Origin of the sequence: Arthrobacter sp. UYCu712 (genome assembly GCF_040547005.1) — a bacterium.
In the GTDB taxonomy this organism is placed as follows: Bacteria; Actinomycetota; Actinomycetes; order Actinomycetales; family Micrococcaceae; genus Arthrobacter.
Genome location: NZ_JBEPOZ010000007.1, coordinates 22,864 through 44,215, shown reverse-complemented (window position 1 = coordinate 44,215; position 21,352 = coordinate 22,864). Strand labels below are relative to the sequence as shown.

At 67.4% G+C, this 21,352-nt stretch carries 26 protein-coding genes; all 26 read right to left on the bottom strand.

The features are described from left to right. Positions 1–11: 11 nt before the first annotated feature. Positions 12–1,124, bottom strand: a complete 1,113-nt coding sequence (locus ABIB51_RS09060; protein WP_354187609.1) for an EscU/YscU/HrcU family type III secretion system export apparatus switch protein — start codon at positions 1,122–1,124, stop codon at positions 12–14. Continuing rightward, complete coding sequence (locus tag ABIB51_RS09055) at positions 1,124–1,882, bottom strand: flagellar biosynthetic protein FliR (RefSeq protein ID WP_354187607.1); 759 nt, start codon at positions 1,880–1,882, stop codon at positions 1,124–1,126. The genes ABIB51_RS09060 and ABIB51_RS09055 overlap by 1 nt, the downstream gene beginning before the upstream one ends. Position 1,883: 1 nt before the next feature. Further along, positions 1,884–2,159 (bottom strand): flagellar biosynthesis protein FliQ, encoded by a 276-nt coding sequence (fliQ, locus tag ABIB51_RS09050; protein ID WP_354187605.1) that lies wholly within the window; start codon positions 2,157–2,159, stop codon positions 1,884–1,886. Beyond that, entirely contained in the window at positions 2,156–3,028 is an 873-nt protein-coding gene (gene fliP, locus ABIB51_RS09045) for a flagellar type III secretion system pore protein FliP (protein WP_502916100.1), read from the bottom strand. The genes fliQ and fliP overlap by 4 nt, the downstream gene beginning before the upstream one ends. Before the next feature lie 5 nt (positions 3,029–3,033). Beyond that, positions 3,034–3,642, bottom strand: a complete 609-nt coding sequence (fliO, locus tag ABIB51_RS09040; protein WP_354187603.1) for a flagellar biosynthetic protein FliO — start codon at positions 3,640–3,642, stop codon at positions 3,034–3,036. Then, positions 3,643–4,362, bottom strand: a complete 720-nt coding sequence (fliN, locus tag ABIB51_RS09035; RefSeq protein ID WP_354187601.1) for a flagellar motor switch protein FliN — start codon at positions 4,360–4,362, stop codon at positions 3,643–3,645. Next, positions 4,359–5,255: a flagellar motor switch protein FliM gene (locus ABIB51_RS09030; protein ID WP_354187599.1), complete on the bottom strand. Its 897-nt coding sequence runs from the start codon at positions 5,253–5,255 to the stop codon at positions 4,359–4,361. The genes fliN and ABIB51_RS09030 overlap by 4 nt, the downstream gene beginning before the upstream one ends. A 59-nt stretch (positions 5,256–5,314) precedes the next feature. Further along, positions 5,315–6,142 carry an OmpA/MotB family protein gene (locus ABIB51_RS09025; RefSeq protein WP_354187597.1) on the bottom strand — a complete coding sequence of 276 codons (828 nt, stop codon included), beginning with the start codon at positions 6,140–6,142 and terminating at the stop codon, positions 5,315–5,317. Further along, positions 6,139–6,951: a motility protein A gene (locus ABIB51_RS09020; RefSeq protein WP_354187595.1), complete on the bottom strand. Its 813-nt coding sequence runs from the start codon at positions 6,949–6,951 to the stop codon at positions 6,139–6,141. The genes ABIB51_RS09025 and ABIB51_RS09020 overlap by 4 nt, the downstream gene beginning before the upstream one ends. A gap of 3 nt (positions 6,952–6,954) precedes the next feature. Next, entirely contained in the window at positions 6,955–7,242 is a 288-nt protein-coding gene (locus ABIB51_RS09015) for a flagellar FlbD family protein (protein ID WP_354187593.1), read from the bottom strand. Between the two features lie 205 nt (positions 7,243–7,447). Then, positions 7,448–8,614, bottom strand: a complete 1,167-nt coding sequence (locus tag ABIB51_RS09010) for a flagellar hook protein FlgE (protein WP_354187591.1) — start codon at positions 8,612–8,614, stop codon at positions 7,448–7,450. Between the two features lie 29 nt (positions 8,615–8,643). Next, on the bottom strand, positions 8,644–9,078 hold the full coding sequence (locus tag ABIB51_RS09005) for a flagellar hook assembly protein FlgD (RefSeq protein ID WP_354187589.1): 435 nt from the start codon (positions 9,076–9,078) through the stop codon (positions 8,644–8,646). Positions 9,079–9,096: 18 nt separating this feature from the next. Further along, entirely contained in the window at positions 9,097–11,142 is a 2,046-nt protein-coding gene (locus ABIB51_RS09000) for a flagellar hook-length control protein FliK (protein ID WP_354187587.1), read from the bottom strand. After that, on the bottom strand, positions 11,139–11,807 hold the full coding sequence (locus ABIB51_RS08995; protein ID WP_354187732.1) for a C40 family peptidase: 669 nt from the start codon (positions 11,805–11,807) through the stop codon (positions 11,139–11,141). The genes ABIB51_RS09000 and ABIB51_RS08995 overlap by 4 nt, the downstream gene beginning before the upstream one ends. A 2-nt stretch (positions 11,808–11,809) precedes the next feature. Beyond that, positions 11,810–12,244, bottom strand: a complete 435-nt coding sequence (locus tag ABIB51_RS08990; protein WP_354187585.1) for a flagellar FliJ family protein — start codon at positions 12,242–12,244, stop codon at positions 11,810–11,812. Then, the gene (locus ABIB51_RS08985; RefSeq protein WP_354187583.1) at positions 12,241–13,569 is read right to left on the bottom strand and encodes a FliI/YscN family ATPase; all 1,329 of its coding nucleotides are present in this window, start codon (positions 13,567–13,569) and stop codon (positions 12,241–12,243) included. The genes ABIB51_RS08990 and ABIB51_RS08985 overlap by 4 nt, the downstream gene beginning before the upstream one ends. Continuing rightward, positions 13,566–14,204 (bottom strand): FliH/SctL family protein, encoded by a 639-nt coding sequence (locus tag ABIB51_RS08980; protein ID WP_354187581.1) that lies wholly within the window; start codon positions 14,202–14,204, stop codon positions 13,566–13,568. The genes ABIB51_RS08985 and ABIB51_RS08980 overlap by 4 nt, the downstream gene beginning before the upstream one ends. Continuing rightward, positions 14,194–15,210, bottom strand: coding sequence for a flagellar motor switch protein FliG (gene fliG / locus ABIB51_RS08975; RefSeq protein WP_354187579.1), 1,017 nt, complete (start codon positions 15,208–15,210; stop codon positions 14,194–14,196). The genes ABIB51_RS08980 and fliG overlap by 11 nt, the downstream gene beginning before the upstream one ends. Then, positions 15,207–16,817: a flagellar basal-body MS-ring/collar protein FliF gene (gene fliF / locus ABIB51_RS08970; RefSeq protein WP_354187577.1), complete on the bottom strand. Its 1,611-nt coding sequence runs from the start codon at positions 16,815–16,817 to the stop codon at positions 15,207–15,209. Before fliF ends, fliG begins: the two co-directional genes overlap by 4 nt. After that, a complete protein-coding gene (gene fliE, locus ABIB51_RS08965) occupies positions 16,817–17,122 on the bottom strand; it encodes a flagellar hook-basal body complex protein FliE (RefSeq protein WP_354187575.1) in 306 nt (101 codons plus the stop codon). Before fliE ends, fliF begins: the two co-directional genes overlap by 1 nt. Further along, a complete protein-coding gene (locus tag ABIB51_RS08960) occupies positions 17,122–17,514 on the bottom strand; it encodes a flagellar basal body rod protein FlgC (RefSeq protein ID WP_354187573.1) in 393 nt (130 codons plus the stop codon). Before ABIB51_RS08960 ends, fliE begins: the two co-directional genes overlap by 1 nt. Beyond that, a complete protein-coding gene (locus ABIB51_RS08955; protein ID WP_354187571.1) occupies positions 17,514–17,855 on the bottom strand; it encodes a flagellar basal body rod protein FlgB in 342 nt (113 codons plus the stop codon). The genes ABIB51_RS08960 and ABIB51_RS08955 overlap by 1 nt, the downstream gene beginning before the upstream one ends. Before the next feature lie 148 nt (positions 17,856–18,003). Further along, positions 18,004–18,423 (bottom strand): hypothetical protein, encoded by a 420-nt coding sequence (locus tag ABIB51_RS08950; RefSeq protein WP_354187569.1) that lies wholly within the window; start codon positions 18,421–18,423, stop codon positions 18,004–18,006. Next, positions 18,416–18,922: a flagellar export chaperone FliS gene (locus tag ABIB51_RS08945; RefSeq protein ID WP_354187567.1), complete on the bottom strand. Its 507-nt coding sequence runs from the start codon at positions 18,920–18,922 to the stop codon at positions 18,416–18,418. The genes ABIB51_RS08950 and ABIB51_RS08945 overlap by 8 nt, the downstream gene beginning before the upstream one ends. Next, positions 18,919–20,229 (bottom strand): flagellar filament capping protein FliD, encoded by a 1,311-nt coding sequence (gene fliD, locus ABIB51_RS08940; RefSeq protein ID WP_354187565.1) that lies wholly within the window; start codon positions 20,227–20,229, stop codon positions 18,919–18,921. The genes ABIB51_RS08945 and fliD overlap by 4 nt, the downstream gene beginning before the upstream one ends. A 136-nt stretch (positions 20,230–20,365) precedes the next feature. Then, positions 20,366–21,202, bottom strand: coding sequence for a flagellin N-terminal helical domain-containing protein (locus ABIB51_RS08935; RefSeq protein WP_354187563.1), 837 nt, complete (start codon positions 21,200–21,202; stop codon positions 20,366–20,368). Between the last annotated feature and the right edge of the window lie 150 nt (positions 21,203–21,352).

Sequence of the window (21,352 nt, the reverse complement as noted above, 5' to 3'; positions counted from 1 at the left end):
TCGAAAAGTGTTCATGCGGGGCTGCCCAGCGAGCTTCCGACGGCAGGAGCCACGCTGCTCATCCGGTGCATCCCGGCGGCGGCGCCTCGGGACTTGAGCGCCATCACGAAGGCGAGGACGCCGGCGACCGCGCGGTAGAAGTCCACCGGGATCTCCTGGCCGAGCTCGCAGGCGCCGTGCAGGGCCCGGGCCAGCGGGATGTCCTGGACCATCGGCACGTTCTTCGCCTCGGCCTCTTCCCTGATCCTGGCCGCCACATGGCCTGCTCCCTTGGCCACCACACGGGGCGCCGACTTCCCCGGTTCGTATTTGAGGGCCACCGCCACGTGCGTGGGGTTGACCAGTACGACGTCGGCGTCCCCGATCGCGGCAATCATGCGGTTCCGGCTCATCGCCATCTGCCGTGCCCGGCGCTGGGACCGGATGAGCGGGTCGCCTTCGCTGTTCTTGTTCTCGTCCTGGACTTCCTTCTTCGACATCCGGGTTTTCTTCCGGTTGCGCCGCATGACCACGAAGAAGTCCGCGGCCGCCAGCACGATTCCGGCGGCCACGGCGAACTGGACGAGCGAGGAGATGCCGCCGGCGGCGGCCTCGACCACGCCGGCCACCGGCATTCCCCCGGCGCTCAGCAGGACGGGGATGAGCCCCTGCACCACGCTGTAGAGGACGAGGCCCACCACGCTGGCCTTCAGCAGGGCCTTCACCCCGCCCCAGACGGCCTGGGCGCCGAAGGACCGCTTCAGCCCGCTGAGCAGTTTGAAGTTCTCGAAGTCGAACTTGAACTTCTTGAAGTGCACGCCGCCCTGGAGCGCGGACCCGGCCAGGACCGCGATGAACACGACGATCAGCATGGGGCCGACGATCCCGGCAATGGCGGCGAGCCCGTCCTCCAGCGCCTTGACGGCTTTGGCCGGATCGGGCTCGGCGACGACGCCGCGGATGCTGAAAAGCTGGTCCGTCGCGGCGTTGGAGGCACGGTCCACGGTGGCCGGGATCATGATCGCGGCGGCGGCGACGCCGATCCATGCGGTGAGGTCCTGGGACCGGGACAACTGGCCCTTGGAGCGGACCTCCTTCATCCGCTTTTCGGTGGCTTCCTCGGTTTTTTCCTGTGAATCCGACATCAGCCCACCCCCAGCACCGTCTTGGCCGCCTGGCCGGCGAGGCTGGAGACCAGCCTGGGCAGCGCCAGGAACATAAAGCCGGCGAGCGTCAGCGTCAGGAGGATCTTGAGCGGGAAGCCCAGGGAGAAGGCGTTCAGGGCCGGCGCCACACGGGTCAGCAGGCCCAGCCCGACGTCGGCGAGGAACAGCACCACGATCAGCGGCCCGGCGATCTGGACCGCGGCGAGGAACATGCCGGTGACCGCCGTCGTCATCGCCTGGACCGGCTGGGCGAGGTCGATGCCGCCAGCCAGCGGCAGGGCCGTGAAGCTGCCGGTCAGGCCCGTGATGACGAGCTGATAACCGTCCGAGGAGAAGAGCAGCGCGAGGGCCGCCATCTGCAGGAGGCGGGTGAACTGGGCACCGTTGACGTTCATCTGGGGGTCGAACGCCTGGGCCATCTGGAAGCCGCTGAAGAGGTCGATCAGGCTGCCGGCGGACTGGATGGCGGCGAAGATCACCAGGACCAGGAAGCCCAGGGCCAGTCCGGTGACGAGTTCCAGCACGACGCCCGTGACAAAACCGGCGGTGTCCCGGGGTGCGTAGCCGCTGGACACGCGCTGCGACACCGCGAGGCCCAGCCCGAGACCGAGCATGGCCTTGACCCGGCCCGGGAAGGCCTGGTGTGCGAAGGGCGGTGCCACGATCAGGAATGCCGTCATCCGGACGGTGGCCAGGAGGAGCGCCTCCAGCCACGTCGGGTCGATCGGAATGTCCACCTCACAGGCCTCCGAGCAGGGACGGGATCTTGGCGAAGAGATCGTTGGTGAAGGCGACCATCTCCGAGATCATCCAGTGCCCGCAGACCACAAGGGCGATGGCCACGGCGGCGGCCTTCGGGACAAAGGACAGGGTGGCTTCCTGCAGCTGGGTGATGGACTGCAGCAGCGAGATGGCCAGGCCGACGACGAGGGCCGTCACCAGCACCGGGGCCGAGAGTTTGGCGGCCACGATCATGGCCTGGAGGCAGATGTCCAGGACGGCGTTCGCGTTCATCCGCTGCCTGCGTAGCTCTGGATCAGCGCGGTGATGATGAGGCCCCAGCCGTCCACGAGGACGAAGAGCAGGATCTTGAAAGGCAGCGAGATCATCACCGGCGGCAGCATCATCATGCCCATCGACATCAGTGCCGCGGAGACAACGAGGTCGATCACGAGGAACGGGATGAAGATGACGAATCCGATGATGAACGCGGCCCGCAGTTCGGAGATCATGAAGGCCGGGATGAGGGTCTGCATCGGCACGGACTCCGGCGTGGCCGGGTTCTCCGCGCCCGCGGCGCGGGACATCAGGGCGATGTCCTCTTCGCGGGTGTGGGCCAGCATGAAGTGCTGCAGCGGGCCGGACGCTGCGCCGACCGCACCGTTGAAGTCCAGGGTTCCGTTGAGGTACGGCTGGATTCCGATGTTGTTCATCTCGTTGATGACGGGCCACATCACGAAGACCGAGAGGAACAGGGCCAGGCCGGCGAGAACCTGGTTGGGCGGGATGGACGGCAGCGACAACGCGTTGCGGGTCATGGCCAAAACCACGAAGATCTTCGTGAAGGACGTCATCATCAGCAGCAACGCCGGGGCCACGGACAGCAGCGTGATCCCGATCAGGGTCAGCACGGCTGTGGACGGTTTGCCGTCCATTCCGTTGATCTCGATGTTGACGCTGCCGCTGTCGGGGTTTGCCGGATCCGTCGGGGCCGCCGGCGGGGTGGGAACGATGGGCGCGGCGTGGCCGGTGGACGCGTTCAGCCACAGCAGCAGGACGGCGAGCAGGACGGCGGCAAGACCCAGCACGAAGAGCCTGGCCAGCGGGATCCGGTCAGGTTCAGCAGCGGCCTGGCGTGCGGAAATGGGGCGGGCGGTGAGCAGGCGGATCAATTGCGGCGTCCGCTCCTGAGAGCGGCAGCGGCCTGCTTCCAGGTGGAGCCGGCCAGGATCGAACCGTGCATCGGCGGGTGTCCCGTGGCGGAGCGGGTGGCTGGCCCGCGGCTGTGCGAATCCCGGTGCAGGGTGCTGCGGCGCGACGGCGGGACGTCGCCGGCGACGTCGCCGGAACCGTCCGGTGATCCGTGCCCGACGTCCGGTGTCCCGTCCCGGGCCTCCCCGACGTCGTCGTGCGCGCCTTCCGGGAGACCATCCTGGCCGCCCTGGACGGGGCCGAAGCCTGCGAGGATCCGCGCGAAGTCCCCTGAGGTGCGGCGCGGTTCGGGGGCAGCGGTGTCTTCGGCTTCCACCGGGATATCGCCTGTGTGCAGGACATTGACGGCGTGCTCGGTGACGCCGAGCAGGAATCGTTGGCCGGCGGCGTCGACCACCACCACGGAGGCCTTCTGGCCGACGCTCTGGCGGCTGACCACGGTCAGCGCACGGTCAGCCCGCCGCCGTCCGGTGCCTTGGCCGAGCCGGCGCTGCAGGAACCACATGAGGCCCAGCACCGCGCCAAGGGCCACGAGTACCCGCAGCCCGAGGATCAGCGAGTCCATTCAGCTGTGCCCCTCGGCCACGTCCAGGATGCGGGTGATCCGGACGGCGTAGTCCTGGTCCAGGACCACCACCTCGCCGTGTGCGATCAGCCGGCCGTTGAGCAGGACGTCGGCGGGGGCGCCGGCGGAGCGGTCCAGTTCGATGATCTTGCCCGGTTCGAGGGAAAGCACGTCGCGCACGGACATCCTGGTGCGTCCGATCTCGACGGTCAGGGCCATTTCGATGTTGTTGATCCGGCCCAGGCGGCCAGCCACGGTGTCCCCGCCGGTGAACATGTCACCGCGGTCCTGCCCGGTGCTGTGTTCCCGGAGGCGGACCGCGAACCACGCCGCGGCGTTGCTGCCGTCGGAGAGTTCGAACACGGCCGTGTCCGGGTCGGAGAGCAGCCCGGAGGCATCGGATTCGCGCAGGTCGCTCAGGACGCCGGCGCCGAAGACGGAGCTTGCGCTTTCCATCGCGGGGCGCAGCACGTCGGTCACGGAGACGTGGCCCAGCTGGGATCCGGCCCCGGCCGCTTCATCGAGGAAGGTGCGGTCGCTCAGCATTAGCGCGAGATCCGCGGTGACCGAGCCGACGAAGGTGGCGGTGACTGCCTGGCGGGCGTACGCGGCCGCTGCCCGTGCGGGCACCATCGCGACAACTTTGAGGGCCACCGGGCTCGGCAGCTCCTCGACGAGCCGTTCCGCCGACAATTCGTGCTTGGTCAGGGTGATGCTCATCGGTGGTTCTCCTCGATTGTGACAATAACAGCGGCCGCCCGGGATCCGTTCCGGGCCGGGGCGGCGGTGGCCAGCCTGGTGCCGTCCAGGGTGAGGTCGAACGGCCGGTTTTCCAGGTGCGGCAAGGTCAGGACGTCTCCCACGGCCAGGCCAAGGACCTGGCTGGGGGTGACGAACGACGTCGAGAGCCGCAGCGACAGTTCGACCGGCACGCGCTCCAGCTGGGCGCTGACGCGCGCGGAGGCATCCTCGCGGTTGTCCGTGGGGTTGACCTTCTTGAGCCTCCCGAGCAGGATGCTGGCCGGGACGGCGAGCGTGGCGGGGGCGCTGATGTCGCCGACGTTCATGGTGAAGGCTGAGACGATCATCAGTTCGTTGGGCGCGGCCGCCTGGGCGAACTGGGAGTTGTATTGGATGGTGTCCACCCGGACGGCTTCGCTCAGGAGCGGGCCAAGGGAATAGCCGAGGTCTTCGAGCGCCTCGTCCATGAGCCCCTTGATGAGGGCCTGTTCGATCTGGGTGAATTTGCGGTCCGGCATCGGCGAATCGTTCGATGCGCCGAGCATGCGGTTCACCCAGCCGAGCGCGGCCGGGGCGGGGAACTGGACGATCACCTTGGAATCGTGGGCGTCGACGGTGCACAGAACCATGGCCGTGACGGCGGGCAGGGAGGCCGCGTATTCGTCGTAGCTGACCATGCTGACGTCGTCGAGCCGGACCACGGACTTGACGCGGACTTTGGCGGTCAGCTGGGTGCCCCACTGGCGGGCGAAGGTTTCAAAGGCCAGTTCCAGGACCCTGCTGTGTTCCCGCGCGAGCGTCGCGGGACGCCGGAAGTCATAGACACTGACGGTCCGCTCCCGTACCACTTCCCGCTCATCCAGAACACTCACGGTTGGCACTATCGGCCGGGGATCCGCCGCCGTAAGCAGCCCGCCGCAGGCAAAGCCGGCTATTTCTGGCTGAGCTTGAGGGCCTCGGGAATGAGCGCGCGGACGACGTCGGGCTGGTCGGAGATGATCACGATGTCCACCCGACGGTTCCGTTCCATCAGCTCCGGGGTGGAATCGTCGTTGACCTGCCGGGCGGAGCCGAAGGCGACGGCGCCGATGGTTCCCGGCACGATTCCGCCGCGGTCCACCATGTAGCGCAGGACGTTGACGGCCCGGGCCGAGGACAGCTCCCACGTGGACGGGTATGCGGTGATGCCGTTGGCCGCGTGGCCCTCGACCATGATCTCCAAGGCTGCCGAGCCGAGGATCGGAGAAATGATCTGCAGGACGTGGGCCGCGCGGGCGGTCAGTTCGGGGCGGTCAGGGTTGAAGAAAGTCTGGGATCCGATGAGCTTGACCGTCAGGCCCCGCTGGTCGATCTGGAATTCCACGTTCTCGCTCAGCCCGGCGGTTGCCAGGCCGGCCTTCATTTGCGCTTCGAGGGCACGCAGCCGGTCCACCTCCTTCATGGCGGCCTCCATCGCCTCGGGCGGGGCTGTGGGGCCGGCCGCGTGCGCGGCGGCAAAGGCTTCGAGGTCGGCGTCGACCAGTTCCGGCGGCACGACAGTACCTTCGGCGGTGTCCACCGTCTGCGAGGCTTCTGTCCCGAATCCGGTGGCGAGCGAATTGCGGAGCTTCTCGAACTTGTTCGCGTCCACCGTGGACATCGCGTAGAGGACGATGAACAGGCACATCAGCACCGTGACCATGTCCATGTAGGAGGCCATCCAGCGTTCGTCGACGTGGTGCGCTTCCGGCTTCTTGCGCGGGCGCCGCCTGGAACTCACGCGGCTTTGTCCAGATTGTCCGGGTCCTTGCCGGCGCTCTTGCCGTTTCCGGGGCTCTTTAGCTGATGCTCCGGAACCATGGAACGGAGCCTCTCGGCCAGCAGCAGGGGCTGGGCGCCGGACTGCACCGCGAGCATCCCCTCCATGAGCAGTGTCCGCCGTTCGATGTCCAGTTCGGACAGCCGCGCAAGGCGGCCGCTGAAGGGAAGCCAGATGAAGTTGGCGGACAGCAGACCCCAGAGGGTGGCAACGAACGCGGCGGCGATCATGTGCCCCAACTCGTCCGGCTTGGACAGGTTTTCCAGGACGTGGGTCAGGGACACCACGGTGCCGACGATGCCGACGGTGGGGGCATAGCCGCCGAGGGACGCGAAGAACTTGGAGTTGGAGTGGTCGCTGCGCGCCTTGGTGTCTATCTCGTCCTCCATTTGCATCCGGAGGTCTTCGGCGTCGGTGCCGTCGGCGATGTTCTGGAGGGCCCGGGCCAGGAAAGGATCGTTGACGCTGGCGGCTTCTTCCTCGAGGGACAGCAGGCCCTCGCTGCGCGCCTTTTCCGCGAACCGGACCATCTGGTCGATGCTGTCCTGCGGCTTCGAGGTTTTCCCGATGAACATTCCGGGGACGGCTTTGAACGCCTGGATGACGTCCTTGAGCGTGTTTCCGGCAAGCCCGATCGCCAGGGTGGCCCCGAAAACGAGGATCATGGGTGCAGGCAGCAGCAGTGAGGAGAGGCTGCCGCCTTCCAGGAGGACCATAACGATGAGGGAGCCAAAGGCGAGGAGCAGTCCTATGACTGTTGCGGGATCCATGACTTACTTTCTGGGTTTTTCAGGTGCGGTGGTGCCGGGGGCGTCATTCGGATCCGGCGGCGGAACCAGGCTCAACGGGTAGCCCGTCACTGCCGGGAAGTCGCGGGCCTTGCTGAGGATGTAGGCCCGGTAATCGGCAATAAGCTCGATCACTTCGGCGAGGCTTTCGAGCACCACGTAGGCCGCGCCGTCGAGCGTGACCAAATGTGTGTCCGGACTCTCGTGGATCCGTTCAATCAGGTCCGGATTGACCGCGAAGCGCGTTCCGTTGAGGCGTGTGACGACGATCATGGGCTGATTCTGCTCTGTTAGTCAGCTGGGCTGTTGGCCGCAGCAGTGGGAATGATGTTCTCCTCCTACTGTCGGCAGACCCTGCCCCTTCGTTAGGCAGCGGGGCCCGCAGGACCGTCGCTGGGAGCGCAGGCCGTACACGAGCTGAGCGGCCCTTCCGGTTCCGGAAGGGCCGCTCGGTGGGCCGCGGGGGGCGTCCTGCGGTTTAGCGCTTGAGGTTGCCGAGCTCCTGGAGCACCTCATCGGACGTGGTGATGATGCGGGCGTTTGCCTGGAAGCCGCGCTGCGCGACGATCAGGTTGGTGAATTCCTGGGACAGGTCCACGTTGGACATTTCCAGGTTTCCGCCGGTGAGGGTGCCCATGCCGGGATCGCCCGCCGAGCCCAGCTGCACGCCGCCGGAGTTTCCGGTGGCCACGTAGGACGATCCGCCGGACTTCTCCAGGCCCGCCGGGTTGGTGAACTTGGCGAGCGCGATCTTGGCAAGGACCTGCTTGATGCCGTTGCTGAAGGATCCGACCAGTGAGCCGTCGTTGCCCAGCGTGTAGGACTCCAGTTTGCCGACCGCCGCGCCGTTCTGGCCGCTGACCGTGAGGGAGCTCATGGTGGCGTAGCCCGAGACCTTGGAGAGGTCCACGGCGATGTTGTTGCCGGCAGTGATGGCGGGCCCGGGGTTCAACTTGCCGTTGGTGAACGCGAGGGAGCCGGCGGTCGTGGCGCCGCCGTCGTCGGAGACGTTCCATCCCGCATTGGTTTTGGTGAACGTGAGCGTCAGGCTGCTCTCGGCACCGTTGGCGTCGTAGACCTTGACGACGCGGTCGAGCGCTGTGCCGTTGGCGACGTCGCTGGGCAGGTTCCCGTCCAGCGTCACCGTGTCTGTTGCCTTGGCAACCATGGTGTTGGGGTTCAGCGTGATGTCACCGACGGGGGCACCCGCGTTGATCACACCGCTGGTGGCCGTCCAGCCCTGCAGGATGCCGCCGTCGGGGCTGACCAGCTGGTTGGCGGAGTCCGGGCTGAACGCGCCGGCGCGGGTAAAGAGCTGGTTGCCGCCCTTGCTGGTGACGAAGAACCCGTCGCCGGAGATCATCAGGTCGGTGGCCCGGCCGGTGCTCTGCGAGGAGCCCTGGGCGAAGTTGGTGCTGACGCCGGCAACGCGGACGCCCAGGCCGATCTGGGCGGGGTTGCTGCCGCCGGTCTCTGCCTGCGGGCCGGTGGCACCCTGCTGCATCTGCGAGAGGGTGTCCTGGAACTGGGTGGACGACGCCTTGAATCCAGCCGTGTTGACGTTGGCGATGTTGTTGCCGGTAACGTCCAGCATGGTCTGGTGGGCGCGAAGGCCGGAAATTCCGGAGTACAGCGAGCGGAGCATGGGACTGCCTTTCTACGGTGGAAAAACTATTAGGAAGCGGCCGGAGCGGTGAGCCCGGTAATGGAGTCAAGAGGGATGGAAAGATCGCCGACCTTCACGGTCGGCACCGTTCCGGCGTAGGACACCGAACTGGCGATGCCCGTGCCGGTGGTGCCGTCGCCGAGCGTGTACCCGACGGACTGACCGATCAGTTGGGCGGCAGCGGAGCGCATCTGCAGGGAGAACCCTTCCTTGCTGTTGGTGGTCAGTTCAGACATCTTTTCCATCATGGAGAGCTGGATGGTCTGGCTCATCATCTGGTTGGTGTCCATGGGGGCACTTGGATTCTGGTTCTTGAGCTGTGCCACCAGGAGGGACATAAAGACATCCGAGTCCATGGTCTGCACGGGTGCCCGCACGGCAGCTGCCTGGGCGGTATCCCCCGCGGCCGCGATGGGCTGGGAGGCGATGGGCTGGATCGTCATGAGTCGCTTTCCTTCGTGTCAGACAAGAATGTCGAGGGTGGTTTGGGGGCCGTACAGGATTCTGGCGTTGCGCACGGCCGCGTCGTCGGCCAGCGCATCCCAGCGGTGCCCGGTGCGCTGCTCGCCCGGGACGCCGCCCGGGACGCCGCCCGGGCTGGAACCGCCCCGGCTTCCGCGGCCGCCGTCCTGGCCCGCGTCCCGGCCGGCGCTGTCCTGGCTTGTTCCGCCAGGACCGCTGCGGTCCGAGACATCGAGGCTGGCACCAAAGCCGGAATCGGCAAGTTCCTTGCGGAGCTCGGGGAGGATCCCCCGGATGGCCTCGCGCCCCACGTCGCCCGGGGCGAAGAGTTCGATCCGGACGCCGGCGGCATCGATGTGCGCACGGACCGTCAGCGGGCCCAGGTCCTCCGGCGTCACTTTCAAGGTCATGATGTGCTGGCCGTGCGGCGCCCCGGCCAAAGTGAAGAGCGGCTTGGCCAGCTGCGGCTGAAGTGTTGCCGCTGGCTGCGCGGGTGCCGGTGGTGCCGGCGCGGCGGACACAGCCCCGGACTGGGCGGGTGCCGGGATCTGCTGCGCCGCAGAGGCGCCGGCGGCCGCCAGGGTTTCTGCGCTTGCGGTCACCGCCCCGGGGGCTGCCGGTGAAGCCGGAGATGCGCTGACGGATGGGTCTGCGGCGGGAGCCGTCGCCGGAAGTTCGACGCCGGCGACCGTGGCCGGTGTTGCGGCGGCACCGCTGCTTGCCGGCGCCGGGGCCGACGGCGGGGCTTCGGCCGAGGCCGCGACTGCAGCCGAGCTGCCCGCTGGCGGTACCGTGCCCAGCGGGGCTGCATCACTGACGGGAACAAATCCGATCACGGCGGCGGCAGGACTGCCGGCCGGTGCCGTGTTCCCCGGCCGGGCGGCTGGAGCCTGCAGCATCCCCGGCCCCGCCGCCAGCGGCTGCGCCGCGGCAGCCTGCGCGGTGACGGGCTGCGCCGCGGCGGGCTGGGCGGTCGCGGGCTGCGCGGTCGCGGGCTGCGCCGCGGCAGCCTGCGCGGTGACGGGCTGCGCCGCGGCGGGCTGGGCGGTCGCGGGCTGCGCGGTCGCGGGCTGCGCGGTCGCGGGCTGCGCGGTCGTCGGAGTCGCCGACGCGGGAGACGTCGTGGCGGGAGCGGGAGGTGCCACCGGGCCGGGCTGCGGCGCGATAGTTGTTGTTGCCAACGGTGCGGCAGCCGCGGGCTGCCCGACAGCAGCGGGCGCTGCCAACGGGGCGGCAGCCGGAGTCTGTCCCGTTGCGGGTGCGCCCGTCACCGGCGCCGATGCTGGTGCCGAAGTCGGCGAAACCCCGGCAGGCTGCGCGGCCGGGGTTTGCGTCACCGGCGCGGTCGCCGGCGTCGTTGCGGGTGGGGTGGCGGGTGCGGGCTGCGTCTTGCCGGCGAGCGCTGCGCCAGCCCGGGTCAGCCGGGAATCCGGCAGCCCGGGTCCTGCCGGCACGAACGTGGCCAGTCCGGGGACTGCGGCGGCAGGAGCCGTGGGAGTGGCCGGAGGTGCGGTCGGAACTTCCTGCTTCCCGGCCGCGGGAAGCCCGGCGGCGGGAAGCCCGGCGGGCGGCCCGCTCGTTTGTGCGGCCAGGGCTGCATTGTGCCCGGCGCGCGGTGCGCCGGGGGTGGAGTTGGGGGCCGTGGTTCCAAGGGTGGACGCGGCCGCAGGAACAATGGCCGGCCCTGCGGCAATGGCAGGCGCGGGAACGTCCGTCGGAACCGGAAGTGCCGCTACAGGAACGAACTGCGCGGGTTGGAGCTGCGCAGGATCTGCCCCGGCAGGAACGGCGGCGGAATCGCCGTCCGCCGGTGGTTCGGCGGTACCCCCCGCCGTGTCCAGCGGTCCGGGCGTCCCGGTCCCCGCGGCCGGAGCCTGGCCCGACGCGGAACCGAGCACGTCGCCCAGGACGTTGGCGAACGAGCCCTCGTCCGCGGTGCCTGCGGAATCCTGCTGCGCGCCGCGGCCCAGCGCGGATCCTGCAGCGGGAGCCGGGGAAGGTGTCATGAAGGCCGGAGCCAGGTCCAGCGACGCCATCCCGTTCATGACGCGGCTCCTGCCGGAACGATGCGCCGGATGGACGTCAGGTTCGAGTGCTGCTCCCAGGCATCCCGGATCTGGATGGTCTTGCCCGGGACGGGGGCGTCAATGGCCTTGCCGTTGCCGAGGTAGATGGAGATGTGGTCGCCGCCGAAGCTCACCAGCAGGTCGCCGGGTTTGGCCTCCGCCAATGACGCCACCGGGGTGCCCTGCCGCATTTGGTCGCTCACGACGCGGGGAATCTCGACGCCCAGGTCCTTGAAGACGCGCTGGGTGAAGCCGGAGCAGTCCATCCCGGTGGCCGGGTTGGTCCCGCCCCAGACGTAGGGCACGCCGATGTACTTCTTCGCCGCGGCCACCACATCGGTGCCGGTTGCGGCCCCTGCGCCGGCAACGGTGCCGGGCGCGGTCATGCCCTTGAGGGATCCCACCGCCGTCGTGCCTCCCAGCCCGAGACTGTTGGCGAGGGAGGAAATGTCAGTGCCGGTGGTTCCGCCCAACGCGGCGGTCAGCGCCTGCGTGAACGAGGCTGCGTCGCCGCTGCCCGTCGCGGTGGCCAGCGACGACGCGGCGGCAGACTTCGCTGCGGCGTTTGCCTCGGCGGCCGACGGGCGGGTCAGTTCCGCGATCATGGACTGGATGCCCTGCATCCGGCCGATCGCCTCGGTCATGCTCACTGCCTCACCTGCTGGTCATCGCGGTGCCACACGGTCGACGCGATTTCGTCCAGCGTCGACTGTTCGGCCCGGAGGTCCTCGGTGTGGACTTCGGCGTGGTGGCGGTCCTGCAGCTTCTCCAGGCCGACGGAACGGGTGCGGGCGGCGATGAACTCGCTGCGGGCATCGTTTTCCTCGGTTTCCGCGATCCGGGCGAGGCTCTGCAGGTCCGCGAGCATGCTGTGGGACGAGGACCTCGCCGCCGCGATGGCACGCAGGGACGCGGAATTGGAGATGGGATCGTCGGTGGCGGCCAGGTCCCGGCGTGCCGCGGCTTCCCGGACGCGGACGGAGCTGGAGCGCGAGCGGGCGCGTGCCAGCCCGGTGGCGGCCTGGTCCTGCTGGATCTGGCGGAGGCGCAGGAGCCCTGCCAGTGAGAATTCGCGGTTCATGCTGCGGCTCCCAAAATCGAAGTGAGGTGGTTGAGCCGTTGCCAGGACTCGGGATGGGGGGTGGATTCATCCATCGGTTGCTGCAGGAATCCGCTCACGTCCCGCTCGTGGCTCAGGGCGGCGTCCACCAGCGGGTTGGTCCCGGTCTGGTAGGCGCCGACGTCGATCAGGTCCTGTGCCGCTTTGCGGGCGGCGAGGACACGGCGCAGGGTGGCGGCGGCGTCGAGGCGGGCGCGGGAGTTGACCTTGGTGGCGACGCGGGAGACGGATCCGAGCACATCCACCGAGGGGAAGTGCCCCGTGACGGCGAGCTTTCGGTCCAGCACGACGTGCCCGTCAAGGATGGACCGGGCCGCGTCGGCGATCGGTTCGTTGTGGTCGTCGCCGTCGACCAGCACGGTGTAGATGCCGGTGACGGAGCCTGTTTCGGCGGTACCCGCACGCTCCAGCAACCGGGCCAGGATGGAAAACGTCGACGGCGGGTAGCCGCGGGTAGCGGGCGGCTCGCCGGCGGACAGGCCGATTTCGCGCTGGGCCATGGCCACCCGGGTGAGGGAGTCCATCATCAGGACGACGTCCTGGCCCTTGTCCCGGAAGGACTCTGCGATCCGGGTGGCGGTGAACGCCGCACGCATCCGCATCAGGGCGGGTTCGTCCGAGGTTGCCACCACCACGACCGAGCGTGCCAGGCCGGCCGGTCCCAGGTCATCCTCGAGGAATTCCCGGACTTCACGGCCGCGCTCCCCGACGAGGGCAATCACGGACACTTCGGCGTCCGTGCCGCGGGCAATCATCGAGAGCAGGGAGGATTTCCCGACGCCGGACCCGGCGAAGAGGCCCATGCGCTGGCCCTTCCCGAGTGTGGTCATGGTGTCCAGGACACGGACTCCGGTCTGCAGCGGGGTGTCGATGCGGGCACGTTTCATGGCGTTGGGGGCTTCGTTGTCGATCGGCACGCGGGGGCCGCTGTTGAGCGGGCCCTTGCCGTCGATGGGCCGGCCGAGTCCGTCAATGACCCGGCCGAAAAGTCCACGCCCGGTGGGGACGAGGACGGTGCTGCCTTTGGCCCGGACGGGGTCGCCGGCCGCCACGCCGGCGAGCCGGCCGAGCGGCATGCAGCGCACGGTGCTGTCCAGGGCCGCGACCACCTCGGCGTCAAGGCCAGGGTTCTGCCCCACGGTCACAAGATCGCCGAGGGCGCAGTCCAGGCCGGACACTTCAAGGCCCAGGCCCATCACCGAGGTGACTATTCCGACCCGCTGCGGGGCCGCAGCCCGGAGGGCCGCCGCGAAGTCGGCACCCTTGGGGCGCCACTCGGCGATCATGCCCGGCCGCCGTCTTCGAAGTCGCCCAGGAGGGCGGCACGGGCGCGCGCCAGGGCACTGCCCAGGCTGGCGTCGAGCCATCCCTGCTGGTATTCCACTTTGGCGTCGCCACGGTCGAGGGACTGGTCCGCGAGCAGCGGAAGCCCGGCCGGCTGATCCTGGCCTTCCTTCGCTAGGACGTCGATATCGGCCGGATTGAGCCGGATCGCCAGCACTGTGGCGGCGTCGTTCCCGGACAATGCCCGGGCCAGGGCAGCCCGTGCCGTCCGGGTGCCTTGTGCGAGTTCGTAGCCGAGGATGGCCTCGGCAAGTTCCAGCGAGGTGCGGGCAAGGACTTCCTCGGCGTCGTGCAGGGCCTGGACGTTGCGGTGGGCGAAGTCTGTCCGCGCCACGGCGAGCGCGCGGACGGCACGGTCGAGGTCCTGCTGGCCCGCGGCGAGGGAGGCTGCCTGTTCTGCAGCCATCCGGTCACGCCAGCGGCGCTGTTCCTTGGCGGCAGCACGCACACCGGCTGCGTAACCGGCCGCATGGCCCTCCGTGTAGCCGGCCTGTTCGCTGGCCGGACCGCTCGCGCGCAGCGAGGGAAACACGATCCGTGCCGGGGCAGCGTCAGCCGGCGCCCCGTCAGTAAACATAGTCTTCTTCGTCCCCGCGCTGGATGGTGATGGAACCTTCCGCCTCGAGTTCGCGGATGGACCGGACCACGGCAGCACGGGCTTCCTCGATCTGCGAGGCCCGCAGCGGTCCCAGGGCGGCGATCTCGGATTCGAGGATTTCCAGGTTGCGGCCGGAGACGTTGGTGGTGATGGTTTCCAGTACCGGCTCCGAGGCGCCCTTCATGGCCACGGCCAGCACGGACGCGTCCAGGCCGCGGAGCACCAGCTGCACGTCGCGGCGTTCCAGCTTCACGATGTCGTCGAAGGTCACCATCTGGGCACGGATTTCCACTGCGAGTTCCGGGTCCAGCAGGTCCAGGCCGTCGAGCACGGAGCGTTCCGTGCCGGCGTCGGTGCGGTTGATGATCTCCAGCAGCGGCTGGATGCCGCCCACCACCTTGGACGCCTGCTGCGAGACGGCGGCGCCGCCGCGCAGCTTGAGGGTATCCGCCACAATCCCGATCGCTTCGGGCGCGCCGGAACCCATTGTCGCGATACTCAGCGCGACGTCGGCCCGCAGCGAGCCCGGCAGCCCGGACATCACGGCGGAGGCCTTGCGGGGGCTGAGGTGGGCCAGGACCAGGGCGATGGTCTGCGGCAGTTCGCCGTCGATCAGCGCGAGGACCTGGACGGGTTCAATGTCTTCGAGGAATTCAAAGGACTTCCCGGCCATGTTGACCGTGAGCCGGTTAATCAGGCCGGCTGCCTTTTCCGAACCGAACGAGGCCTCAAGCAGGCCTTCGGCGAGTTCCCTGCCGCCGCGGGCCTGCCGGGGGCTGGACAGCGCGGCGTAGTGGAAGTCCTTCATGATCTGCTCGGCCACATCCGGGTCGACTTTCCGGAGCCGGACGATCTCGGCGGCTATGTCTTCCGCCTCGGAATCCGTGAACTGGGCCATGACCTTGGCGGCGTTTTCGGAGCTCATCTGCATGAGCACGACGGCGGCACGCTGGGTGCCGGTGAGGGTGACTTCGGCTGGTTTCATACCGGCTGCCTGTCATCCATGAGGCTGCGCAGGTAGTCGGCGGCCTTCTCCGGGTTGGCTGCGACCATGCTGTCGATCTCGACGCGGCGGCGCTCGGCCTCCAGGTGTTCGGGCGGCGGGCCCGGAAGCGGGGGAAGTGCGGTCATCGGAATGGCGGACGTGACCGGCGCAGGCGGGAGGGCGGACACCGCCGGCATGACCGGGAGAAGGTCCAGGTCCAGCCGTTCGCCCAGGTCCACCGGCTCGCGCTTCTGCCGGCGGCGCAGCACGATTGTGATGACCAGCGCCAGGATCAGCAGGCCCAGCAGGATGCTGCCCGCGGTGACCAGAGTCCCGAAGAACTCCGACTGTTTCCGGGCTTCGGCCTCGGCCTTGGCGGCCTCGAGGGACGCGGCGGCCTGGTCCGCGGCGGCGGTGCTGAACGGCACAACCTCCACAGTGACGACGTCGCCCCGTGCTGCGTCGATGCCAGCGGCCGAAGTGACCAGCGCGGTCAGTGAGGCCAGGTTCAGCCCGCCGGCCGCGGTCTGGTTGACGGCCACTGAGATCGTCTGGCGTTTGATGGCGCCTGGCGGAATCACGCGGTCCTCGGTGACCTTATTGACGGCGTTGTTCTTGGTGGCGGTGGAGGAGTCGAAGCTGCCGTCTCCGCTGGTGCCGCCGGGAACGGCAATGTTGTCCGGTCCCAGGACGCCTGCGGCCCCTCCCCCGGTTCCGGTGTACTTCTCCGTCTTGGAAGACTCGCTCAGCGGCAGGGCTCCCTCGGCGTTGGAGAACGTTTCGCTTTTCTGCTGCGCGGATTCGCCGGTGACATCAGCGGCTACAGCCACGGTGGAGTTGCCGGGACCCACCACGCGGTCCAGGACGGCCTTGACGGCGTCGGACGTGCGCTGCTGGAAATCGCTGGCCTGCTTCGACGAGGAGCCGACTGCCCCGCCGCCGACTGAGGAAAGCACGTTGCCCTGCGAATCGACCACTGACACGTTGGCGGGCTTAAGGTTTTCGATGGCGGCCGAGGTCAGGTGCACAATCGCCTGGACCTTGTCGCCGGAGAGGGTGGAGCCGGGGGCGGTCTCAACGAACACCGAGGCTGTGGTGTCCGGGGCCGTGGATACGAAAACGGTCTTTTCGGGGATGGCGAGGCGGACAGCGGCGGTCTTCACGCCGTCCATGGCCGAGATGGTGCTGGCCAGTTCACCTTCAAGCGCACGCTTGTACGTAACGGACTGCTGGAACTCCGAGGACGTGACGCCCATTTTGTCCAGCAGGGAGTAGCCGGTGGCCGCGGCGGTGGGGAGGCCGGCCGAGGCCGCCTTGAGCCGCTCGTCGTAAACCTTGTCCTGCGGCACGAGGATGGTGGAGCCGCCGTCGCTCAGCTCGTAGGGCACGTTATCCTTACGGAGCTGCTCCACGATCCCGTTGGCGTCGGTGTCTTTGAGTCCGGAGAACAGCGGGGTCAGGGCAGGCTTGGTCAGCCAGGCCGAGAGCGCGATGATGCCCACCACCAGGAGGGCGGCGCCGAGCACCGCGAGGGTGCGCTGACCGGCGGTGAATCCTTTGAGGCCCGCGCCGAAGCGCTGGAAAAAGCCCGTAATCTGCGGTGGCATCAGGCCTGCATCCTCATGACCTCGTTGAATGCGTCAACGCCCTTGTTGCGCACGGTTGCCATGAGCTCGAGGGTGATCTGCGCGCGGCTGGCCGCGAGGGTGGCGTTGTGGATGTCGTCCAGGTTGCCGGTGACCGCCGAGACGGCCAGTTCCTTTGACGTCGACTGGAGCTGCTGGAGGTTGTCCACGGCACCGGTGAGGGTGCTCGCGAAGCCGGAGCCGTCCGTGCCGGTAGCGGCTCCCGCGCCGGATACGAAGTTCGAGGGAAGGACTCCCTGGACCGGGGCGATTGGGGAAACAGGCATCAGGATCTTCCAATCTCAAGGGCGGCCATGTAGGTTTCTCGGGCGCGGTCAACGACCTGCGCGTTTGCCTGGTAGCCGCGCTGGGCAATGATGAGCGCGCCCATCTGTTCGGCCATGTCGATCTCCGGGTACTTGACGTTGCCGTCCGCGTCGGCGAGCGGGTGGTCCGGCTGGTAGACGATCCGTCCTTCGGCGCTGCCGAGCTGGGTGCTCTTGACGTAGACGCCTGTTCCCTCGGAGCCTTCGGCCGCTTCCACGTACCGGGCCTGGAAGGCGTTTCCGCTGGTGGCCGAGGCGTTGTTCATGTTGGCGAGGTTGTCCGAGACGGCGTCGAGCCACTTGCGGTGGACAGTCAGGGCCGAACCGGCGATGCCGATTGCGTCGAAGGTCATCAGCTGGTCCTCATGGCGGCGCGCACGGCGTTGAACTCGCCGCCGGCGGCGCGCGCGGCGAACTGGAAGCGCAGGACGGTGTCGATGTTGGACAGGGTTTCCGTGTCCAGGTTGACGTTGTTGCCGTTCAGCTGGGTGGGCTCGAGGGATGCCGAGATAGTGGCATCGGTGTGGCCGTCGCCGGACTTCACGGAAGCGGCGAGGGCAGCCTCGAAACTGACGCGCTTCGCCTGGTAATTAGGCGTGTTGACGTTCGCGATGTTGCTCGCGATGGTGCGCTGGCGCAGCGCAAGGCCGTCCATGGCGCTGGCCAAGGCGGCGGAAGTCACGGATTCGAGCACAGAGTCCTGCCTGGGGATGGAGAAGAGAGGCCGATCCGTGGCCGGTAAACGAGCGATCCGTGCTCTAACAGTGGTTATCGGCACTGGTCAGACGTATGTTAGGAGAAATTTCGACAGGTTATTTTCGCGGCCTTGCTGCCGGTGGTTCCTAGCCGTTTACGTCGAGGTAGACGGCGCCGGAGGACTCGCCGACGCCGGGCACCGAGGAGACTGCATGAAGTTGCCGGGCCACGCCCGAGCGGGCTTCTTCGAGCCGCCGGGCCACCCGTTCCTGCGCGGCCGACAGAGCCATGGCGCGGCGCCTGGCCTCGGCCGGCAGGGGGCCGATGAGAGTGGGCGGAGACCAGCGCTTTTGCGGCAAGGACGCGACTGCGCCCTGGGGACCGACCGACAAGGGGCCGAGCGGATCCTTCAGGGTACGTTCAGCTGCGCCCACAGCCATCTCCAGCACGTCCAGGATCGCGGTCCAGGCGGCCACCGCGGTATCCGCTGGCGTCGTCAGGGTTGATTCGGCGTGCTGGATGCTGGCTCCCCCTAAGCCGTTCCCCGCCTCCGATTGGTCACCCAAAGCCGAGGCTCCCGCGGCCTCTTCCGGACTGGGTGTTCCAGGCCCCTGCTGCCGGGGAACCGGCGGGAGCGGCGGCGGGGGACGCCGCGGGGGTAGCGGACACGGGCACAGCAGCGGCGGCTTCATGCCAGGTCTGCCGCAAGGGTTCCAGCAACTCGATGGCTTCCCGGGTCAGTTCGGGGTCGCGCTGGATGTTGGCATTGATCAGAGCCGTGGAGACGTAGGTGTAGACCCCTAGCAGGCCGTTGGCCCCGTCCCAAGCTTCGACCTTCAGCGAAGAGGACAGCTCGGCCACGATGGCCTGGGCGTGCAGCAGGTTTTCCGATGCGGTCGTCCAGTCGGCAGTCTGCTGCGCCGTTTCCGCCCGCCCCAGGTCCAGCAGGAGCCGGTCGTAGAGCATGGTGAGCAGCCGTGCCGGCGGAGCCGAAAGCACCGAATCCGCCAGGTACTGGTTCCGCTGGGCCGCGCTGCCGAAGCCGCTGCCATAGGTGGTGGTCATGCTGATTGACTTCCTGAGAGGCCGGCGAGCTGAGATGTGAGCCAAGACTGCTGGGCCTTCATGTTGCTGAGGGCAACTTCCAGTCCCGAGTACGTTCGCTGAAGCGTGGCCTTCCGGGATTCGAGCCTCGTGTCCCAGTCGCTGATGTGGTTCGCGAGGTCACGAACCTCGGATTCCTGGCCCGTGATCTTCTTTGTCAGGGTGCCCTCGTATTTGTCCGAAGCACTTGTTGCCGCTGCGGCGATTCGGGTGGCGATTTCCTGGACCTTTGCAGCGGTGCCCGCCGGGTCCGAGGCAAGAGCTGCCGAGAATTTCGTCTGGTCAAACTCCATCGTTCCGGTCTTCGTTATGCTGATGCCTATTTCCGACGGCGACCGCGGCGGAGTGCCGACGGGCAAGGACGCGGCGGACAAGATCTTCTGGTTCAGATCGCGGACGGCGCTGTCGCCAGAGAAGACTCCAGCGGTGGTAGCGGAACCGCCGGCGTTGCTCACGGCACTCCTGCTTGAAACGAGAGAAAAGACGCCGTTCAGCCCGGCGACCAGATCTGAGGCGAGTTTCGTGATTTGCGCGTCATCCCGGGCCACTGAGAGGGTAACGGGAACGGCAGACACCTCCTTCACCGTGACGGACACTCCGGGAAGAAGGTCCGCGAACGCGTTCGTGGAGGACTTAATGACCTGAGGAATGTCCAAATCCGCCCAGAGTTCGATCTCGGCATCCTGGGCCGTCTTGGCCTGAGAGAAGGCAGTTCCAGGATCGGAAATCATAAATCCCCCGGCGGCGCCGGACTTGGTCGCCGAGAACTGGAGGCGGTAATCCCCGCCGCCGACGGCGATCTTACTGGCAGTGACACCTGCCCCGGCCTTGTTGACTGCTGCTACGACGTCGTCCAGCGAGCTGGTTAACGGAGAGATGACAACAGATGTGCCGCCGCTCGTAACGGTCATGGCGGTGTAGGGCCACGCTGCCAGAGGTTCGGAGACGGTGACTTGGGTCTGGGCGAGTTTAGTGACTGTGAAGTCAATTGAGCCGGCCTTCGCCGCAGCAGTTGTACTGACGGCAACTTTGTCGCTGCTCGTCGACGCGGAATACAGTTCGAGAGCACCCGGTTTGGCGGCGGCTGTTGCCTGGCTCGCCAGTGCAGCTACCTTGCTGTTCAGACCTTGCAATGCGGAAACCATGGACTGGATCTCGTACGACTTGTTCTTCAGCTGCGTCTGCGGGATGGCCTCGACCTGCATAAGGGAGGCGATCAGGGCCGTGGTGTCGAGCCCGCTGGCTAGTCCGTCCAGGGAGATCCCCATCGCTGCCACTCCTTGCTGTCTGATTCCTGCTGTTGTTCTTACGTTCAGAGGCTGCACGTAAGGGCCGGACGATGGATTTCTCCGACCGCCCGGCCCTCACGGGTCAAAACAGTGCTACCGGATTGCCGGGAGCGGTTTAGCGCAGGAGCTGGAGAACGCCCTGGCCGGACTGGTTTGCCTGGGCCAGCATTGCTGTGCCGGCCTGGGAGAGGATGTTGGCCTTGGTGAACTTGACCATTTCCTCAGCCATGTCCGTGTCGCGGATACGGGAGTTTGCAGCCGACAGGTTCTCCTTGGAGACCTGCAGGTTCTTGATGACGCTCTCGAAGCGGTTCTGGCTGGCGCCAAGGTTTGCGCGAGCGGTAGAGACGCCGATGATTTCGGTGTCAACAGCAGCGATCGTCGTCAGAGCGTTTGCCGCGCTGCTGAATCCGGTTGCAGCAAGAGTAGTGATTGCAGTTCCCACAGCTGCGACATCCTTGAGGCTCACAGCGATCTGGTCTTCAGCCGCTACACTGCCAGCGCCGACCTGGAAGGTCAGCGAAGTCGTGACTCCGTCGAGCAGCTTGGTGCCGTTGAAGTTTGTTGAGGCTGAAATCCGAGTAAGTTCCTTACCCAGTGCAGTTACTTCAGTGGCGATGGCCGCTCGCGAATCGGCATTGTTCGAGTCGTTGCCGGCCTGGACGGCGAGGTCGCGCACGCGCTGCAGGATGGACTGAACTTCGGTCAGGGAACCTTCGGCGGTCTGAATGACGCTGATGCCGTCCTGGGCGTTGCGGGCAGCAACTCCCATGCCGTTGACCTGTGACTTCAGGCCTTCAGAGATGGCCAGGCCGGCAGCGTCGTCGCCGGCGCGGTTGATGCGCAGGCCGCTGGAGAGCTTCTCCAGCGACTTGGACAGGTCGTTCTGGGTGTTGCTCAGGTTGCGGTAAGCGTTGTTCGCAGCCAGGTTGGTGTTGATCTGCATTCCCATGATGTTTCCTCCATGATTTGGGACAGTGTGCGATGGCCCGTCCGTGGGCCTTCAGGAGTAGTTATCGCCGTTTGGCAAGCACAGGTAAGGAAGATTCCAAAATTGTTTTCAGATAATCGTCCGGTCTGGTCCTGCCCTGTTAACAGCCCT

Bases quoted from the DNA above. Each gene is read 5' to 3' on its own strand.
- ABIB51_RS08985 (WP_354187583.1), bottom strand. From the start codon at position 13,569: ATGATCGCCGAGTGGCGCCCCAAGGGTGCCGACTTCGCGGCGGCCCTC.
- ABIB51_RS08980 (WP_354187581.1), bottom strand. From the start codon at position 14,204: ATGTTTACTGACGGGGCGCCGGCTGACGCTGCCCCGGCACGGATCGTG.
- fliE (WP_354187575.1), bottom strand. From the start codon at position 17,122: ATGCCTGTTTCCCCAATCGCCCCGGTCCAGGGAGTCCTTCCCTCGAAC.
- ABIB51_RS09015 (WP_354187593.1), bottom strand. From the start codon at position 7,242: ATGATCGTCGTCACACGCCTCAACGGAACGCGCTTCGCGGTCAATCCG.
- ABIB51_RS09000 (WP_354187587.1), bottom strand. From the start codon at position 11,142: ATGAACGGGATGGCGTCGCTGGACCTGGCTCCGGCCTTCATGACACCT.
- ABIB51_RS08945 (WP_354187567.1), bottom strand. From the start codon at position 18,922: ATGACCACCACCTATGGCAGCGGCTTCGGCAGCGCGGCCCAGCGGAAC.
- ABIB51_RS08995 (WP_354187732.1), bottom strand. From the start codon at position 11,807: ATGACCGAGGCGATCGGCCGGATGCAGGGCATCCAGTCCATGATCGCG.
- ABIB51_RS08990 (WP_354187585.1), bottom strand. From the start codon at position 12,244: ATGAACCGCGAATTCTCACTGGCAGGGCTCCTGCGCCTCCGCCAGATC.
- fliF (WP_354187577.1), bottom strand. From the start codon at position 16,817: ATGCCACCGCAGATTACGGGCTTTTTCCAGCGCTTCGGCGCGGGCCTC.
- ABIB51_RS08960 (WP_354187573.1), bottom strand. From the start codon at position 17,514: ATGACCTTCGACGCAATCGGCATCGCCGGTTCGGCCCTGACTGTCCAC.
- fliN (WP_354187601.1), bottom strand. From the start codon at position 4,362: ATGAGCATCACCCTGACCAAGCACGAATTGTCGGCGGAACGGCTCGTC.
- fliQ (WP_354187605.1), bottom strand. From the start codon at position 2,159: ATGAACGCGAACGCCGTCCTGGACATCTGCCTCCAGGCCATGATCGTG.
- ABIB51_RS09060 (WP_354187609.1), bottom strand. From the start codon at position 1,124: ATGTCGGATTCACAGGAAAAAACCGAGGAAGCCACCGAAAAGCGGATG.
- fliG (WP_354187579.1), bottom strand. From the start codon at position 15,210: ATGAAACCAGCCGAAGTCACCCTCACCGGCACCCAGCGTGCCGCCGTC.
- fliD (WP_354187565.1), bottom strand. From the start codon at position 20,229: ATGGGGATCTCCCTGGACGGACTAGCCAGCGGGCTCGACACCACGGCC.
- ABIB51_RS09010 (WP_354187591.1), bottom strand. From the start codon at position 8,614: ATGCTCCGCTCGCTGTACTCCGGAATTTCCGGCCTTCGCGCCCACCAG.
- ABIB51_RS08935 (WP_354187563.1), bottom strand. From the start codon at position 21,202: ATGGGAATGCAGATCAACACCAACCTGGCTGCGAACAACGCTTACCGC.
- ABIB51_RS09005 (WP_354187589.1), bottom strand. From the start codon at position 9,078: ATGACGATCCAGCCCATCGCCTCCCAGCCCATCGCGGCCGCGGGGGAT.
- ABIB51_RS09020 (WP_354187595.1), bottom strand. From the start codon at position 6,951: ATGGATCCCGCAACAGTCATAGGACTGCTCCTCGCCTTTGGCTCCCTC.
- fliO (WP_354187603.1), bottom strand. From the start codon at position 3,642: ATGGACTCGCTGATCCTCGGGCTGCGGGTACTCGTGGCCCTTGGCGCG.